The following is a 14,840-nucleotide window of genomic DNA, read 5'->3' as shown; positions in this document are numbered from 1 at the left end:
GGGCAATTGCCTGCGCCGCAGAACCGCAGGTGGCGCGCATTACCCGGCTGACCGGCAGCAGGAGGTAACGCATGTGTGGCATCACCGGCTGGGTCTCCTTCGACCGTGACCTCACCACCGAGAAGCGCGCATTGGATGCAATGACGGAGACCATGGCCTGCCGCGGCCCCGACGACCGGGGCACCCGGAGCGAGGGCCCCGCCGCCCTGGGCCACCGCCGGCTCGCGATCATCGACCTGCCCGGCGGCCGCCAGCCGATGACCGTCGGCACCCCGGAGGGCACCGTCGCGATGGTCTACTCCGGCGAGGCCTACAACTTCACCGAGCTGCGCCGTGAACTCGCCGCCCGCGGTCACCGGTTCACCACCGACTCCGACACCGAGGTAGTGCTCCGCGGCTACGTGGAGTGGGGCGACGCCGTCGCCGAGCGGCTCAACGGCATGTACGCCTTCGCCGTCTGGGACGGCCGCCACCACAAGCTCGTGATGATCCGCGACCGCATGGGCATCAAGCCCTTCTACATGTACCCGACCAAGGACGGCGTCCTGTTCGGCTCCGAACCCAAGGCGATCCTGGCCAACCCGCTGGTCCGTCCCCGCGTGGGCCTGGACGGCCTGCGCGAGCTGTTCACCATGGTGAAGACCCCCGGGCACGCCGTGTGGGAGGGCATGCGCGAGGTGGAACCCGGCACCGTGGTCACCGTCGACCGCCACGGCCTGCGCACCCGGGCCTACTGGCGGCTGGAGACCCGCACGCACCCCGACGACCGCGACACCACCGTCGCCACCGTCCGCGAACTCCTCGACGACATCGTGCGCCGCCAGCTGGTCGCCGACGTGCCCCGCTGCACCCTGCTCTCCGGCGGCCTCGACTCCTCCGCCATGACCGCCCTCGCCGCCCGGCAGCTCGCCGTGCAGGGCGAGAAGGTCCGCAGCTTCGCCGTCGACTTCGTCGGCCGCACCGACAACTTCGTCGCCGACGAGCTGCGCACCACCCCCGACACGCCCTACGTGCACGACGTGGCCCGCCTGGCCCGCACCGACCACCAGGACATCGTCCTCGACGTGGCCAGCCTCGCCGACCCCGCGGTCCGCGAGAGGGTGATCCGGGCCCGTGACCTGCCGGCCGGGTTCGGCGACATGGACACCTCGCTCCTGCTGCTCTTCCGGGCCGTCCGCGACCAGTCCACCGTCGCGCTGTCCGGCGAGTCCGCCGACGAGGTGTTCGGCGGCTACCTGCAGTTCTTCGACGAGGGGGCCCGCACCGCAGACACCTTCCCCTGGCTCTTCCAGTTCGCCCGGCACTTCGGCGACGACGCCGGCGTTCTGCGCGCGGACCTCGCCAAGTCCCTCGACCTGGAGAACTACATCGCCGACGCCTACCACTCCGCCGTCGCCGGCATCCAGCGCCTGGACGGCGAGAGCGATTTCGAATACCGGATGCGTCGCATGAGCCACCTGCACCTCACCCGCTTCGTCCGTATCCTGCTCGACCGCAAGGACCGGATGAGCATGGCCGTCGGCCTGGAGGTCCGGGTGCCGTTCTGCGACCACCGGCTCGTCGAGTACGTCTACAACGCGCCCTGGGCCCTCAAGTCCTTCGACGGCCGCGAGAAGACCCTGCTCCGCGAGGCCACCCGGGACGTGCTCCCGCAGTCCGTGTACGACCGGGTCAAGAGCCCCTACCCGTCCACCCAGGACCCGGAGTACGGCCGCGCCCTCCAGGAGCAGGTCAAGGACCTGGTGGCCCGGCCCGACCACCGGGTGTTCGATCTCGTCGACCGGGAGAAGGCCGACCGGGCGGCACACCGGGCCGAGCTGAGCACCCAGGCCGACCGGCGCGGCCTGGAACGCACCCTCGACATGGCCCACTGGATCGACCTCTACGACCCCGAGCTCACCCTCTCCTGAGCCGTGAGCCGTGAGCCGTGAGCCGTGAGCCGTGAGCCGTGAGCCGTGAGCCGTGAGCCGTGAGCCGTGAGCCGTGAGCCCCGGCCCTCGGGTCTCAGTCCGACGCGTCGGTGACGGCGCCGCCGTCACCGTCCGCCGGGCAGGAGCTGCCGTCGGGCGGCAGCGTGCCGTACAGCAGGAAGTCGTCGACCTTGCCGTGCACGCACGTCGACGACGTGTATCCGGTGTGGCCGTCGCCCCTGTTGTCCAGCACCACGGCCGACGGGCCGAGCCGTTTCGCCGTCTCCACCGTCCAGCTGTACGGCGTCGCCGGGTCTCCGCGGGTGCCCACGAGCAGCATCGGGGCGGAGGGCACGTCCTTCACCTCGTCGCGGATGAAGTCCGTGCCGCGCGGCCGGCCGTAGCACAGCAGCACCTGGGCCAGCCGGAACCGGCCGAACACCGGGGACGCCTGCTGGTACTCCTTGTCGAGCCGGGCGAGGTCCCGGGTGAGCCGCAGGGCGCTCGGCCGGTCCGGGTCGTCGGCGCAGTTGATCGCCATCAGCGCGGCCGACAGGTTGTCCACGGGGATGTCCGCGCTGCCCACGAGCCCGCCGCCCGGCCTGTGCTGCCCGTGCGGAAGCGCGTAGCCGCCGGATGCGAGGTTCTGCACGCCCCGGGTGTCCCCGTCGTCGGTCAGTGAGGCCAGCGCCCGCTCCAGCAGCGGCCACAGGTCCTTGCCGTAGAGCCCCTGCCCGATGGCGTCCACCAGCTCCTGGCCCGTGAACGGGCCGCCGAAGTCGGAGGGCACCGGGTCCTCGTCGAGGGAGCGCACCAGCTTCACGACCGCGTCGCCGGCCTTGCGCCGGTCCTGCCCGAACGGACACCCCCGGTCGGTGACGCACCAGTCCAGGAAGTCGTCCAGCGCCGTCTGCTGCCCCCGGGCCCCGGCCACCCCCTGCTCGGCCAGCGACTCGGTCAGCGTGTCCACGCCGTCCAGTGCGATCCGGCCCACGTTGTACGGGAACTGCGCCGCGTACACCGCGCCGAGCCTGGTGCCGTAGGAGAAGCCCAGGTAGTTCAGCTTCCTGTCGCCGAGCGCCTGGCGGATGACGTCCAGGTCCCGGGAGGCGTTCACGGTGCCTATGTGGGACAGCACGGGCCCGGAGTTCCTGGTGCACCGGAGCGTGAGCTGCTTCAGCGCCTTCATCAGGGCCTGCGGACGCGCGACGTCGGGGGGCTCGTCGGCGCTCGCGCCGTCCGAGGGGTCGCCGGTGCCGTCGCCGCAGCTGACGGGGGAGGAGCGACCGACCCCGCGCGGGTCGAAGCCGACCACGTCGTAGCCGTTGGTCAGGCCCATGAACTCCTTGCCGTCCTGCCCGAGCTGGCTGACACCCGAGCCGCCCGGACCGCCGAAGTTCAGCAGCACCGAGCCCCGCGACTTCCCGGTCGCCCGGTAGCGGGACAGTGCCAGATCGAGGGTGCCCGCGGCCGGCCGTGCGTAGTCGAGGGGGACGGTGACCTTGGCGCACTGCATGTCCCTGGGCAGCTCCACGTCCTTGCACGCCGTCCACCTGGCCTTCTGCCGGTAGAACAGGGTCAGGTCCGGCTGTTCTCCGCCCGCGGCCGCCGTGGTCGCGGGCAGCCCGGCGCCCAGCAGGGCCAGCGCGACGGCACCGGCACCGGCGCCGGCGCAGCGCCGCAGGGCGGGCCGGGTACGGGGCACGGCAGGCATCGAGGGCCTCCAGGGACGCTCCGTGACGGACCGGGTACAGGACTTTCGCTCACCATAAGCGGGCTCCGCGGGGCCCGCCTCCCGGCGAGCGGCGCAGGCCGGAGTGCCGTACCCTCCGCGCGATCATCACCTTTCGGTGGCCTTGCATGCTTTTGCCGTCGGTTCGATATGGCTGTCGCTCGATGGGGTGACATGTGGATAAGCCATAACTCACATGGTTCGTCTGCGTTCTAACCGTTGCGGGCGAGCGCCCGCAATCATGTCTGGAAGGCAGGGAACCTATGAAACGGGTTACCCGAAACGGTGTGATCGCCGTCGCCGCCGCGTCCGGTGCGATGGCCGTGGCGGTTCCGGCCTGGGCCGACGCGGGCGCGAACGGTACCGCGACCGGTTCGCCCGGGGTGGTCTCCGGCAACGGCATCCAGTTGCCGGTCGACCTCCCGGTCAACGTGTGCGGGGACACCGTGAACGTGGTGGGACTCCTGAACCCGGCGGCCGGCAACACCTGCGCGAACGAGGGCGGCCGCGCCACCGACAGCGCGGCCGGCGGCTCGGCCACGTCCGGCGGCGCGACCGCGCAGGGCACCGAGGAGGACTCGCCCGGGGTGGTCTCCGGCAACGGCATCCAGTTGCCGGTCGACCTCCCGGTCAACGTCAGCGGCAACAGCGTGGACGTGGTCGGCGTCCTGAATCCGGCCACCGGCAACACCTCGGTGAACACCTCCGGCGACCACCCGAGCCCGCCGAAGACCTCCACCCCGGAGCCGCCGGCCCCGCCGAAGGCCCACCACGAGCCCAAGGCGGACCACTCCGCCGCGCCGCCGGCCCGGGCGACCCTCGCCCACACCGGCACGGACCTCACCGGTGCCACCGTGGCGGGCAGCGCGGCGCTGCTGCTCGCCGGGACCGCCCTGCACCGGCGCTTCCGCCCGGGCCGGACGCGCTGACCGGCCGGCGTGATACCGGAGCGGGCTGACGCACCGCACATCGGCAGGCCCCACCGGACCCGACCGGTGGGGCCTGCGCCGTACCCGCCAGCCGCCCGGCGACCGACCGGCGGACCGGAACGGCACGCGGCACGTCAACGGCTTGATCCCGTCGTGGCGCGGGACCCGGTGATCGGGAAGGATGCTGCGGGCGCGCGGCGCCGGTCGCCGCACGGTCGGACCCCGTCACGGAATGGAGCGCATCGATGACCTCTCCGGCCCCCCAGGACCTCGTCGTCACCCGGGCCACGCCCGACGACTGGCCGGTGATCGTCGGCTGGGCGGCGGACGAGGGCTGGAACCCCGGGCTGTCGGACACCGCCGCCTTCTTCGCCCAGGACCCCGACGGGTTCTTCGTCGGCCGGGTCGACGGCGAACCGGTGTCGGCCATCTCCGTCGTCAACCACGGCGCCGACTACGCCTTCCTCGGCTGGTACCTGGTCCGTCCCGACCTGCGCGGTCAGGGTCACGGCCTCACCACCTGGAAGACCGCACTCGCCCACGCCGGGAACCGCACCGTCGGCCTGGACGGCGTGGTGGCACAGCAGGACAACTACCGCCAGTCCGGCTTCGAACTCGCCTACCGCACCGCCCGGTTCGTGGGCGAGGCCCCCGCCGCGGAGACCCCGGCCGGTGTCCGGCCCGCCCGCGCCGCCGACCTGGCCGCCGTCACGGCGTACGACAGTGCCTGCTGCCCGGCCGACCGGCCGCGCTTCGTGGCCGCGTGGCTGACCGCCGCCGGGCACAAGGCCCTCGTCCGCCACGACGGTGACCGCCTCACCGGTTACGGCGTGATCCGCCCCGGCCGCGACACCCTGCGTATCGGCCCCCTCTTCGCCGACACCGCGGAGGACGCCCGCGCCCTGTTCACCGCCCTCACCGCCGAGGCCGCGGGCAACCAGGTCGCCATCGACGTACCCGAGACCAGCACGGCGGGCGTCGCCCTCGCCGAAGCGGCCGGCTTCGCCCCCTCGTTCGAGACCGCCCGCATGTACACCGGCCCGGTCCGCGACCACGCCCGCGAGCGGGTCTTCGGGGTCACCACGCTCGAACTGGGCTGACCGTCGGTCACTGGGCCGACCGTCGGTCCCGGGCAGCCGGTGGCCGCGGGAAAAGGCGTTGCCGCCGCCGTGCCCGGATGGTGGAGTGCTCGGATGGATCATCACACCGTGCTCGCTCTGTACGACCGCGACATGCGCGAGGGCGCCCGGCCCGACGGGCCCGGCGCCCGGGTCGAGCGGGTGGGCGCGGTGGTGCGTCAGGTCGCGGACGCCGAGGGATGGAACGGCGTCCTCTGGTCGGACCTGGACGCGGCGACCGCGGATCGTGCGATCGCCGGGCAGATCGACTTCTTCGCCGCCCGGGGGCTGGAGTTCGAGTGGAAGGTCTACGGCCACGACCAGCCGCCGGACCTCGGTGACCGGCTGACCGCGGCCGGGTTCCGGCCTGAGCCGCAGGAGACGCTGATGGTCGGCGAGGTGGCCCGGCTGAGCCTCGACACCGGGTTGCCGGACGGCGTACGCGTGGTGCCCGCCACGGACCGGGCCGGGATCGAACTCGTGGTGGACGTCCACGAGAAGGCCTTCGGCACCGACGGTGCGCGGCTGCGGCACCTGCTGCTGGCGCGGCTCACCGAGCAGCCGGACAGCATGGTCGCGCTGGTCGCCCTCGCCGGGGACGAGCCGGTCAGCGCCGCCCGGGTCGAGCTGGTGCCCGGAGCGAGGTTCGCCGGCCTGTGGGGCGGCGGCACGGTCGAGGAGTGGCGCGGACGCGGTGTGTACCGTGCCCTCGTCGCCCATCGGGCCCGGGTCGCCGCCGCTCACGGCTGCCGGTATCTCCAGGTGGACGCGTTGCCCACGAGCCGGCCGATCCTCGAACGGCTGGGCTTCCACGCTCTCAGCACGACCACGCCGTACCTCTCCCCGCAGTAAGCGCAGTAAGCGCAGTAAGCGCAGTAAGCGCAGCAAGCGGCGGGAGACGGCCGGCCGGCGGTATCGCACGGCGCTTGGCCGTTGACCGCCGCCGGGCGCGCCCGGCGGCGGGACCGCACCACTCCGCGATGCGGTCCCGCCGCGCCCGATGCGCGTCAGGTCACCGGCGCGCCCTGCTGCGGTCCAGTGCCGCGATCCCCAGCGCCGCCAGGGCGATCTGGATGAACCACTCGATCCAGTCGGGGCCCTTGGTGTCGGCCACGCCGAAGCCCGCCGCGAGCGCCGAACCCAGCAGTGCCGCCACGATGCCGACGACGATGGTCCACAGGATGCCGATGTGCTGGCGGCCGGGGACGACCAGGCGCCCCAGCACACCGATGACGAGTCCGATGATGATGGCGCTGATGATGCCCGAGATCTCCATTTCCGCCCCTCTTCGTCTGTACCCCGCTGCTGTCCAATCTGCCCGCTGAATCCGGCGGCAGTCCCGTCCGGTTGTTACAGCGGTTTTCTGTTCACCGACCGGACATGCCATGTACCTTTCAATGAGTCGACGCGTGTAGAAATCTCAAGCACGTTCTACGCGCGCAGAGTTGGCGCCCGCACCGCCTCTACCCCACCCCCTCACGGAGGTTCGCCGGATGCTTGGATCCAGCAGATCCCGCCACAGACTCACCACCGCCCTGGCCGGGTTCGCACTGCTCGTCACGGGAGCCGCCCTCCAGGTCGGCACAGGGGCCGCCCCCGCCCACGCGGCCACCACCTACCGCGTCCTGTTCGACGACGGCCACGCCGAGGAGGCCGGCAACGCGGACTGGATCATCTCCACCAGCAAGCCCGACCCGCTGGCCCAGGACTCCTCCCCGTCCTCGGAGACCGACTGGACCGGCGCGCTCTCCTCGTGGGGCGTCGCCCTCCAGAAGACCGGCAGCTACAGCATGAAGACCGCGACCAGCGCGCTCACCTACGGCGGCTCGTCGACGACCGACCTGTCGAACTTCGACGCGCTGGTGCTGCCCGAGCCGAACACGCTGTTCACGACCGCCGAGAAGACGGCGATCATGAACTTCGTGAAGAACGGCGGCGGTCTCTTCATGATCTCCGACCACACCGGCGCCGACCGCAACAACGACGGCGAGGACGCCGTCGAGATCCTCAACGACCTGATGACCAACAACAGCGTCGACTCGACCGACCCGTTCGGGTTCTTGATCGACTCGCTGGACATCGGCTCCGGCTACCCTGCCGCGATCAGCGACAGCAGCGACCCCGTGCTGAACGGCTCCTTCGGCACCGTCACCAAGAGCCTGATCGCCGACGGCACGACGGCCACGCTCAAGCCCTCCGACAACTCCGCCGTCAAGGGCCTGGTGTACCGCAGCGGTTACTCCGGGAACACCGGCGCCTTCTTCGCCACCAGCACCTTCGGCAGCGGCCGGGTCGCGTTCTGGGGCGACAGCTCGCCCATCGACGACGGCACCGGCCAGTCCGGCAACACGCTGTACGACGGCTGGAACGACAGCGGCGCCACCAACGCCGCCCTCGCCCTCAACGCCACCGCCTGGCTCACCGGCGCCTCCAGCGGCAGCAGTGGCGGCGGCGGAGGGGGCGGCGGTGGCACCTGCACCTCCGCCCAGCTCCTCGGCAACCCCGGCTTCGAGTCCGGCAACACCACCTGGACCGCCAGCAGCGGGGTCATCACCAACTCCAGCAGCGAGGCGGCCCGCACCGGCTCCTACAAGGCCTGGCTCGACGGCTACGGGTCCGCCCACACCGACACGCTGTCCCAGTCGGTGACCGTTCCGTCCGGCTGCTCCGCGACGCTCAGCTTCTATCTGCACGTGGACACCGCGGAGACCACCACCAGCACCGCCTACGACAAGCTGACGGTCACCGCCGGATCCACCACCCTGGCCACGTACTCCAACCTCAACGCGGCCTCCGGATACGTCCTCAAGAGCTTCGACGTCTCCTCCCTGGCCGGAACCACGGCCACCATCAAGTTCACCGGTGTCGAGGGTTCGACCCTCCAGACGTCCTTCGTCGTCGACGACACCGCGCTCAACGTGAGCTGAGCGGGACGGACGGTTCCGGCAGGCCCGCCGGAACCGTCCGCTCCACCGCGTTCCAGCCGGACACCCGCACCTGGGGCGTGGAGCCGTGCAGGTCGGCGGTCCGGTAGGTGGCCGTCAGGGTCGCCGACTCGCCCGGCCACAGGCTGACCTCGTTGTCCGACCACTGGACGGGCAGCACCGGCTTGCCGTTCGCGTCGACCAGATGGACGTCCGTCAGCAGGGCCGGGGTCTTCCCCGTGCCCGTGTTGCGGACGGTGACCGTGGTGGTCGACGTGCCGTCGGCGTCCGTCGTCGACGCCGTCGCCGTGACCGGGACCTGGGTCATCGAGGACAGCCCGGTCAGGTCGGCGTAGCTCGTCGTCGGGGTGTGCCACCAGTCGGTCTTCGCCCAGTCGAGGGTGTCGGACCTGGTGGAGAGCCAGTAGACGTTGCGGCTCACCTCCTTGCCGTCGGCGTCGGCGAGCACCAGCCGCGCCAGGTAGGTGGAGGACAGCCCGGACACCGACGCCGGCAGCGAGAGCGCGGTGCTGTGCGCGCCGTCGCCCTGCACCGAGACACCGGTGACGGTCTTGTCGTACTTCTGGGTGCCGTCGGGGTTGAAGAGGGTGGCCCGCGCGGTGAGCCCGGAGACCGGCGTGTGCCGGTTGTTCACCACGGCCACCGAGCGGTCGTCGTAGGAGTACTGGACGTGCAGCGGCTCGTTGGCCTTCTTGGCGCCGAAGTAGGCGCCGCCCTGATCGAGATAACGGTCCATCAGCTGCCAGTGCAGGGACGTCCAGCCGCTGTTGAACATCCAGTAGACGACGCCGGTCGAGGGCTTCGAGGCGTCGGTCTGGTTGCGCTCGTACGCCTCGTACTGCGCGCGGACGTTCTCGTACTGCGCGAGCTGGGCCTTGCGGACGTAGTCGGTGAGGCTCTTCGGTGCGCCGTAGCGGCCGGTGAGGGCGGCGTCGTAGACCTTCAGGGTGCCGAAGGTCGCGGACGGCGAGCGGTGGTACTGCTTGGCGTCCGGGTTCTTCCAGAGGGTGTCGAGTTCGGCCGGGGTCATCATCCGGCGCAGGGTGTCGAGGGTCGGGATGTCCGGGCCCGCGCTGGTCTCGGAGTTGAAGCCGGTGGCGCCGCCCTCCCGCTTGGCGTACCAGTAGGACGGCGGGACCCAGTCGTAGGGGCCGGTCATCTTCATGCCCGAACTGCCCAGCTGGGGAGCGGACTTGTCGGAGGCGGCGGGCACCACGGGGACGGTCCAGTCGGCGGCGTCCAGGGCGTCCAGATAGTTCTTCTCGATCTTCGCGTCGGGCGCGGCGTCGCTGCCGATCAGGAAGGAGACCACGCTCGGGTGGTCGCGCAGCCGGGCGGCCTCGGCGGCCATCGAGGCCTGGGCGACCGGGTAGTCGGCGGCGGTCCATTTCTCGCCGCTCTCGCCGGGGTTGGTCTGCCCCTCCCACTTGTCGCAGCACTCCCAGCCGGGCAGGGTGAGGACGCCGAGGCGGTCGGCGAGGTCGAAGAACTCGTCGGGCTCGATGTGGCCTTCCAGCCGGATGGCGTTCAGGCCCAGGTCGAGGGCGTACTTCAGGCGGTCCTCGGCGTAGGCGCGGTCCCAGCGCAGGAACTCGTCCGGTGACCAGCCGCCGCCCTTGATCAGCAGTCGGCGGCCGTTGATCGAGTACTGGCGGGCGCCGTCGGAGTTCAAGGGGGCCCGGACGTCCCGGATGCCGAAGCTCTCGTGGGCGGTGTCCGAGGCGGTGCCGGCGACGGACGCGGTGAGGTCGAGGTCGTACAGCGGCTGGCCGCCCATGCCCGCGGGCCACCACACCTTGGGGGAGGTGAGGTGCAGACCGGGGGTGTCGGCGGGAGTGAAGGTGAGGGTCCTGGTCTGGTGGGCCGCCAGCTCGACCGACCTGGTGAGGGTCACCCCGGCGACGGTGCCGGAGACCTCGGCGGTGACCGGCGAGTCCGAGTCGTTGCGGGCCTGCGCCTTCACCGTCAGGTCGGCCGTCGCGAGGGACGGCACCGCGAGATTCGTCACCACGTGCGCGTCGCGCAGCGCGACCGGGCCGCCGCGCCGGACCAGGACGTCCCGGACGATGCCCATGTTCTGGTCGGGCGGCGGCTGGAGCCAGTCGAGCCAGCCCATGGTGAGGTTCTTGTTGGGGTTGTTGGGCCGGATGCGGAAGGCGACCGTGTTCGTGCCGGCCCGCACCAGCGAGGTGACGTCCAGTTCGTGGCGGGTGTAGGCGCCGGTGACGTCGGCGGCGGTCGCGACCTGACGGCCGTTCACATACACGTCGGCCGCCGAGATCACTCCGCTGAATTCCAGGTAGGTGCGCTGTGCCGGGTCGGCCACCGAGAAGTCGCTGCGGTACCACCAGGGCACCTGGAAGGGCGCCTTGGGGATCTTCTCCTGGTTGGTGGAGACGAACGGGTCGGGGTAGACGCCGTCCGCGAGCAGTGCGGCCAGGACCGTGGAGCGGGGGCCGGCCGGATACCAGTCCTGTGTCGGGTAGCCGGAGGAGGAGACCGCCGCCGCGGAGTCGCCCACGTCGGCCGTCGACCGGATCGCGTACCCCGACAGCGGGGTCCCGGACCCGGCGGCGGACGGCACACGGGTGATCCGGGCGGGCCCGTGGGCCGGGTCGCGGGCCCCGGCCCAGGCGCTGGTGTTGAGTGAGCAGAGCAGTCCCAGGGCCACGGCGGCCGTGGCGAGGCGGTGTCCGGGGGCACGGCGAGGGAACACGATGGTCTCCAGGCTCGTAAAGTTAGGAAACTTTACTAACCCGGCTCAAGCTAGGGTGCCACGGAGGCCGTGTCAATCACCGTGGCGCCCGCGCGAGTTGGCGCCGCCGCTGTCAGGACGTGCCCGACCTGCGCTCGAACACCAGGTCACGGGCGGTCCCCAGGGCCGTGGCCACCGCGCCGAGCAGCACCGCGTCCTCGCCGAGCCTGCTGGGCGCCAGCTTCGGGCGCAGCGGTGTGAGCGTGCGCAGATGCTCCCGTACGGGGCGCAGCAGCAGGTCGACGCTGTGGCCGACGCCGCCGCCGAGCACCACCAGATCGGGGTCGAGGACGGCGGCGGCGGCCGCCACCGTGTGCGCGATCCGCTCGCCCTCGAGGCGTACCGCCTCCACCGCGGCCGGATCGCCCAGGCGTGCCGCATCGAACACGGACTTGGCGGTGAGCTGCCCCGTCATCCCCAGTCGTCGCGCGGTCTCGACCACGGCCACCCCCGACACCGCGTCCTCCAGCCGCTCCGGCCCCCGCTGCTGTCCCGGCCAGGGCAGGAAGCCGATCTCCCCGGCCAGCCCGTGTGCCCCGGTGAACAGCCGCCCCTCGCTGACCACGCCCATCCCGAGGCCGGTGCCGATCATGATGTACGCGAACAGCCGGCTGCCCGCCCCGACGCCGTACGTGTACTCGCCGAGGGCCGCCAGATTGGCGTCGTTGTGCACCTCCAGCGGGACGCCCAGCTCCTCGCGCATCCGGTCGAACAGGCCCGCGCGCCCCCAGCCCGGCAGATGCATCGCGTACCGCACCCGGCGCTGCCGCTCGTCGTACACGCCCGGCGTGCCCACCACCCCGTGCACCACCTCGGCCGGATCCACCCCGGAGTTGGCGACCACCTGCCGGGCGGTCGCCACCAGCAGGTCGGCCATCGCGCCCGAACCCCGGGCCCGGTTGCGCACGTCGGAGCGGGCGACCAGGGTGCCGTCGAGATCGGCGACCGCCACCCGCAGCCAGCTGCGGCCCACGTCGATGCCGAGCGCGAACCCGGCCGCCGGGTCGGGCGCGTACAGGACGGCCGTGCGGCCCCGCTCCGGCACGTGGGTGCCGACCTCGTGGACCAGGCCCGCCGACTCCAGCGCGGCGAGCGCGCTGGACACCGTCGGCTTCGACAGACCGGTCTCGCGGGCCAGTTGGGCGCGGGAGGCGGAACCGAGCAGGCGCAGCCGGTCCAGCAGCAGCCGCTCGTTGGCGCTGCGCAGGCGTTGCCGGCTCCAGGGCTGCTCCTGCTCCTCTACGACGTCGCTGGCGGCCATCGCACCATTCTCACCGATTCCCGTCGCATACTTGACGCATCTAGTAAGGCTCCTTAACTTTATCGGCCATCCCGCCGAGTCGGCCCCCGCCCGTCGTACGCGCCTCGCCCACCTCCCCGTGTCTCGCTCAGGAGCCCTCATGTCTGCAGGTCCCGGTAGTCCCGTCGTCTCGGGCGGTGCGCCACCGACCGGCGGTTTCGTCCGCCGCGTCGGCCTGTTCCAGGCCACCGCCATCAACATGAGCCAGATGTGCGGCATCGGTCCGTTCGTGACCATCCCGCTCATGGTCGCCGCGTTCGGCGGCCCGCAGGCCGTCATCGGGTTCGTCGCGGGCGCGGTGCTCGCGCTCTGCGACGGCCTGGTCTGGGCCGAACTCGGCGCCGCGATGCCCGGCTCCGGCGGCAGTTACGTCTACCTGCGCCAGGCCTTCCAGTACCGCACCGGACGCCTGATGCCGTTCCTGTTCGTCTGGACGGCGATGCTCTTCATCCCGCTGATCATGTCCACGGGCGTGGTCGGCTTCGTCCAGTACCTGGGCTACCTCGCCCCCGGCCTCGGCCAGACCTCCGGCGACCTGATCGGGCTCGGTGTCATCGCCCTGGTGGTGCTCCTGCTCTGGCGCGGCATCGAGCACATCGCCAGGATCACCGCCGTCATGTGGACGGTGATGATCGCCTCGGTGCTCCTGGTGATCGTCGCCGCGGCCACCGACTTCAGCCCGCACCTGGCCTTCACCTACCCGGCCCACGCCTTCGACCTGACGAGCGACCACTTCTGGCTCGGCTTCGCCGCGGGCCTGACCATCGGCATCTACGACTACCTCGGCTACAACACGACCGCCTACATGGGCGCCGAGATCAAGGAACCCGGCCGCGTCCTGCCGCGCTCCATCCTCTTCTCGATCCTCGGCATCATGGCGATCTACCTGCTGCTCCAGATCGGCACGCTCGGCGTCATCGACTGGCACCGCATGACGAACCCGGACGACATCGCGTCGACTTCCGTGGCCTCGGCGGTTCTTGAGAAGACCTGGGGCAAGGGCGCCGCCGACACGGTGACCGTGCTCATCCTGATCACCGCCTTCGCCTCGGTCTTCACCGGCCTGCTCGGCGGCTCCCGGGTGCCCTACGACGCCGCCCGCGACCGCGTCTTCTTCCGCCCCTACGAGAAGCTGCACCCGAAGCACCGCTTCCCGATGCTCGGGCTCGCCACCATGGGCGTGATCACCGCGATCGGCTTCCTGATCGGCCGCCACACCGACCTGGCGACCCTGATCCAGCTGCTCACCACCGTGATGGTGATCGTCCAGGCGCTGGCACAGATCGTGGCGCTCACGGTGCTGCGCCGCCGGCAGCCGTCCCTGAAGCGGCCGTACCGCATGTGGCTCTACCCGCTGCCGAGCATCGTCGCCTTCGCCGGCTGGTGCGTGATCTACGGCTACGCCGACCGGAACTCCCCGGGCCGTCACCCCATCGAGTGGTCCCTGGCCTGGCTCGCCCTCGGCTGCGTGGCGTTCCTGGTCTGGGCCCGGCTGGAGAAGGTGTGGCCGTTCGGGGCGAAGGAGATCAGCGAGGAGTACCTGACGCCGGAGGAGCCGGCCGTGGTGTAGTGTTCCGACCACACGTCAGCCTCACCCGGCGGTCAACTGCCGCCGGGTGAGGCTTTTTTCATGACCGAACCCACTGCAGCGGACGTCGTCGTCCGCCCCGCCGTCCCCGCGGACCGCCCCGTCGTCGATCGTCTGTGGCTGATGTTCCGCCACGACCTGTCCGAGTTCCGTGGACTCCTGCCGAGGCCCGACGGCTCGTTCCGCGACGAGCGCGTCGAGGACGCGTTCTCCGCACCCGACTGGGCGGCCTACCTCTTCGTCCTGGGCGAGCACCCGGTCGGCTTCGCCTTCGTCCGCGCGCTGGACGTGCCCGTGCGGGTGCTCAACAGCTTCTTCGTGGCCCGCGGCGCGCGGCGGACCGGCATCGGGCTGGCCGCCGTCCGTGAGGTCCTCACCCGTCATCCGGGCCGCTGGGAGATCGCGTTCCAGTACGAGAACCCGGGCGCCGTCGCCTTCTGGCGGCGGGTCGCGGCCGAGGCCGCGGGCGACGCCTGGACGGAGGAGCCCCGGCCGGTGCCGGGCATGCCGGAGCTGCCGCCGGACGTGTGGATCTCGTTCGACACGGCTTCCTGAACCGCGTC

Annotated in this window: 11 protein-coding genes; 7 read left to right on the top strand and 4 right to left on the bottom strand. The window is 71.6% G+C overall.

Annotated elements, in window-relative coordinates; genetic code table 11:
- Positions 1-71: 71 nt before the first annotated feature.
- Positions 72-1,910, top strand: a complete 1,839-nt coding sequence (gene asnB, locus ACFY6U_RS17045) for an asparagine synthase (glutamine-hydrolyzing) (RefSeq protein WP_390038893.1) — start codon at positions 72-74, stop codon at positions 1,908-1,910.
- 94 nt (positions 1,911-2,004) lie between these two features.
- Here the strand turns inward: asnB and ACFY6U_RS17040 are convergent, their stop codons facing one another.
- The gene (locus tag ACFY6U_RS17040; protein WP_390038891.1) at positions 2,005-3,624 is read right to left on the bottom strand and encodes an alpha/beta hydrolase; all 1,620 of its coding nucleotides are present in this window, start codon (positions 3,622-3,624) and stop codon (positions 2,005-2,007) included.
- A gap of 281 nt (positions 3,625-3,905) precedes the next feature.
- Between ACFY6U_RS17040 and ACFY6U_RS17035 the strand changes: the two genes are divergently transcribed.
- The 3 genes from ACFY6U_RS17035 (at position 3,906) to ACFY6U_RS17025 (ending at position 6,541) form a co-directional block, all read left to right on the top strand.
- Positions 3,906-4,571, top strand: coding sequence for a chaplin family protein (locus ACFY6U_RS17035; RefSeq protein WP_390038889.1), 666 nt, complete (start codon positions 3,906-3,908; stop codon positions 4,569-4,571).
- 245 nt (positions 4,572-4,816) lie between these two features.
- Complete coding sequence (locus ACFY6U_RS17030) at positions 4,817-5,671, top strand: GNAT family N-acetyltransferase (protein WP_390038887.1); 855 nt, start codon at positions 4,817-4,819, stop codon at positions 5,669-5,671.
- Between the two features lie 93 nt (positions 5,672-5,764).
- Entirely contained in the window at positions 5,765-6,541 is a 777-nt protein-coding gene (locus ACFY6U_RS17025) for a GNAT family N-acetyltransferase (RefSeq protein WP_390038885.1), read from the top strand.
- Between the two features lie 160 nt (positions 6,542-6,701).
- Here ACFY6U_RS17025 and ACFY6U_RS17020 read toward each other — a convergent pair whose 3' ends face one another.
- Positions 6,702-6,965 (bottom strand): GlsB/YeaQ/YmgE family stress response membrane protein, encoded by a 264-nt coding sequence (locus ACFY6U_RS17020; RefSeq protein WP_351502889.1) that lies wholly within the window; start codon positions 6,963-6,965, stop codon positions 6,702-6,704.
- Between the two features lie 217 nt (positions 6,966-7,182).
- Here ACFY6U_RS17020 and ACFY6U_RS17015 point away from each other — a divergent pair, with 217 nt between their 5' ends.
- Positions 7,183-8,616: a hydrolase gene (locus ACFY6U_RS17015; RefSeq protein WP_390038883.1), complete on the top strand. Its 1,434-nt coding sequence runs from the start codon at positions 7,183-7,185 to the stop codon at positions 8,614-8,616.
- Here the strand turns inward: ACFY6U_RS17015 and ACFY6U_RS17010 are convergent.
- Positions 8,603-11,350, bottom strand: coding sequence for a sugar-binding domain-containing protein (locus ACFY6U_RS17010; RefSeq protein ID WP_390038881.1), 2,748 nt, complete (start codon positions 11,348-11,350; stop codon positions 8,603-8,605). The two genes, ACFY6U_RS17015 and ACFY6U_RS17010, sit on opposite strands and share 14 nt — an antisense overlap.
- A gap of 112 nt (positions 11,351-11,462) precedes the next feature.
- Positions 11,463-12,650: an ROK family protein gene (locus ACFY6U_RS17005; RefSeq protein WP_390038879.1), complete on the bottom strand. Its 1,188-nt coding sequence runs from the start codon at positions 12,648-12,650 to the stop codon at positions 11,463-11,465.
- Between the two features lie 139 nt (positions 12,651-12,789).
- Between ACFY6U_RS17005 and ACFY6U_RS17000 the strand changes: the two genes are divergently transcribed.
- Both ACFY6U_RS17000 and ACFY6U_RS16995 read left to right on the top strand, forming a co-directional pair.
- Positions 12,790-14,259 (top strand): APC family permease, encoded by a 1,470-nt coding sequence (locus tag ACFY6U_RS17000; protein WP_390038877.1) that lies wholly within the window; start codon positions 12,790-12,792, stop codon positions 14,257-14,259.
- Positions 14,260-14,319: 60 nt separating this feature from the next.
- Complete coding sequence (locus ACFY6U_RS16995; protein ID WP_390038875.1) at positions 14,320-14,832, top strand: GNAT family N-acetyltransferase; 513 nt, start codon at positions 14,320-14,322, stop codon at positions 14,830-14,832.
- Positions 14,833-14,840: the final 8 nt, after the last annotated feature.

This window comes from Streptomyces sp. NPDC013157 (assembly GCF_042899865.1).
GTDB lineage: Bacteria > Actinomycetota > Actinomycetes > Streptomycetales > Streptomycetaceae > Streptomyces.
The sequence above is the reverse complement of the archived record's forward strand: the minus strand, read 5'-3'. Positions and strand labels throughout refer to the sequence as shown.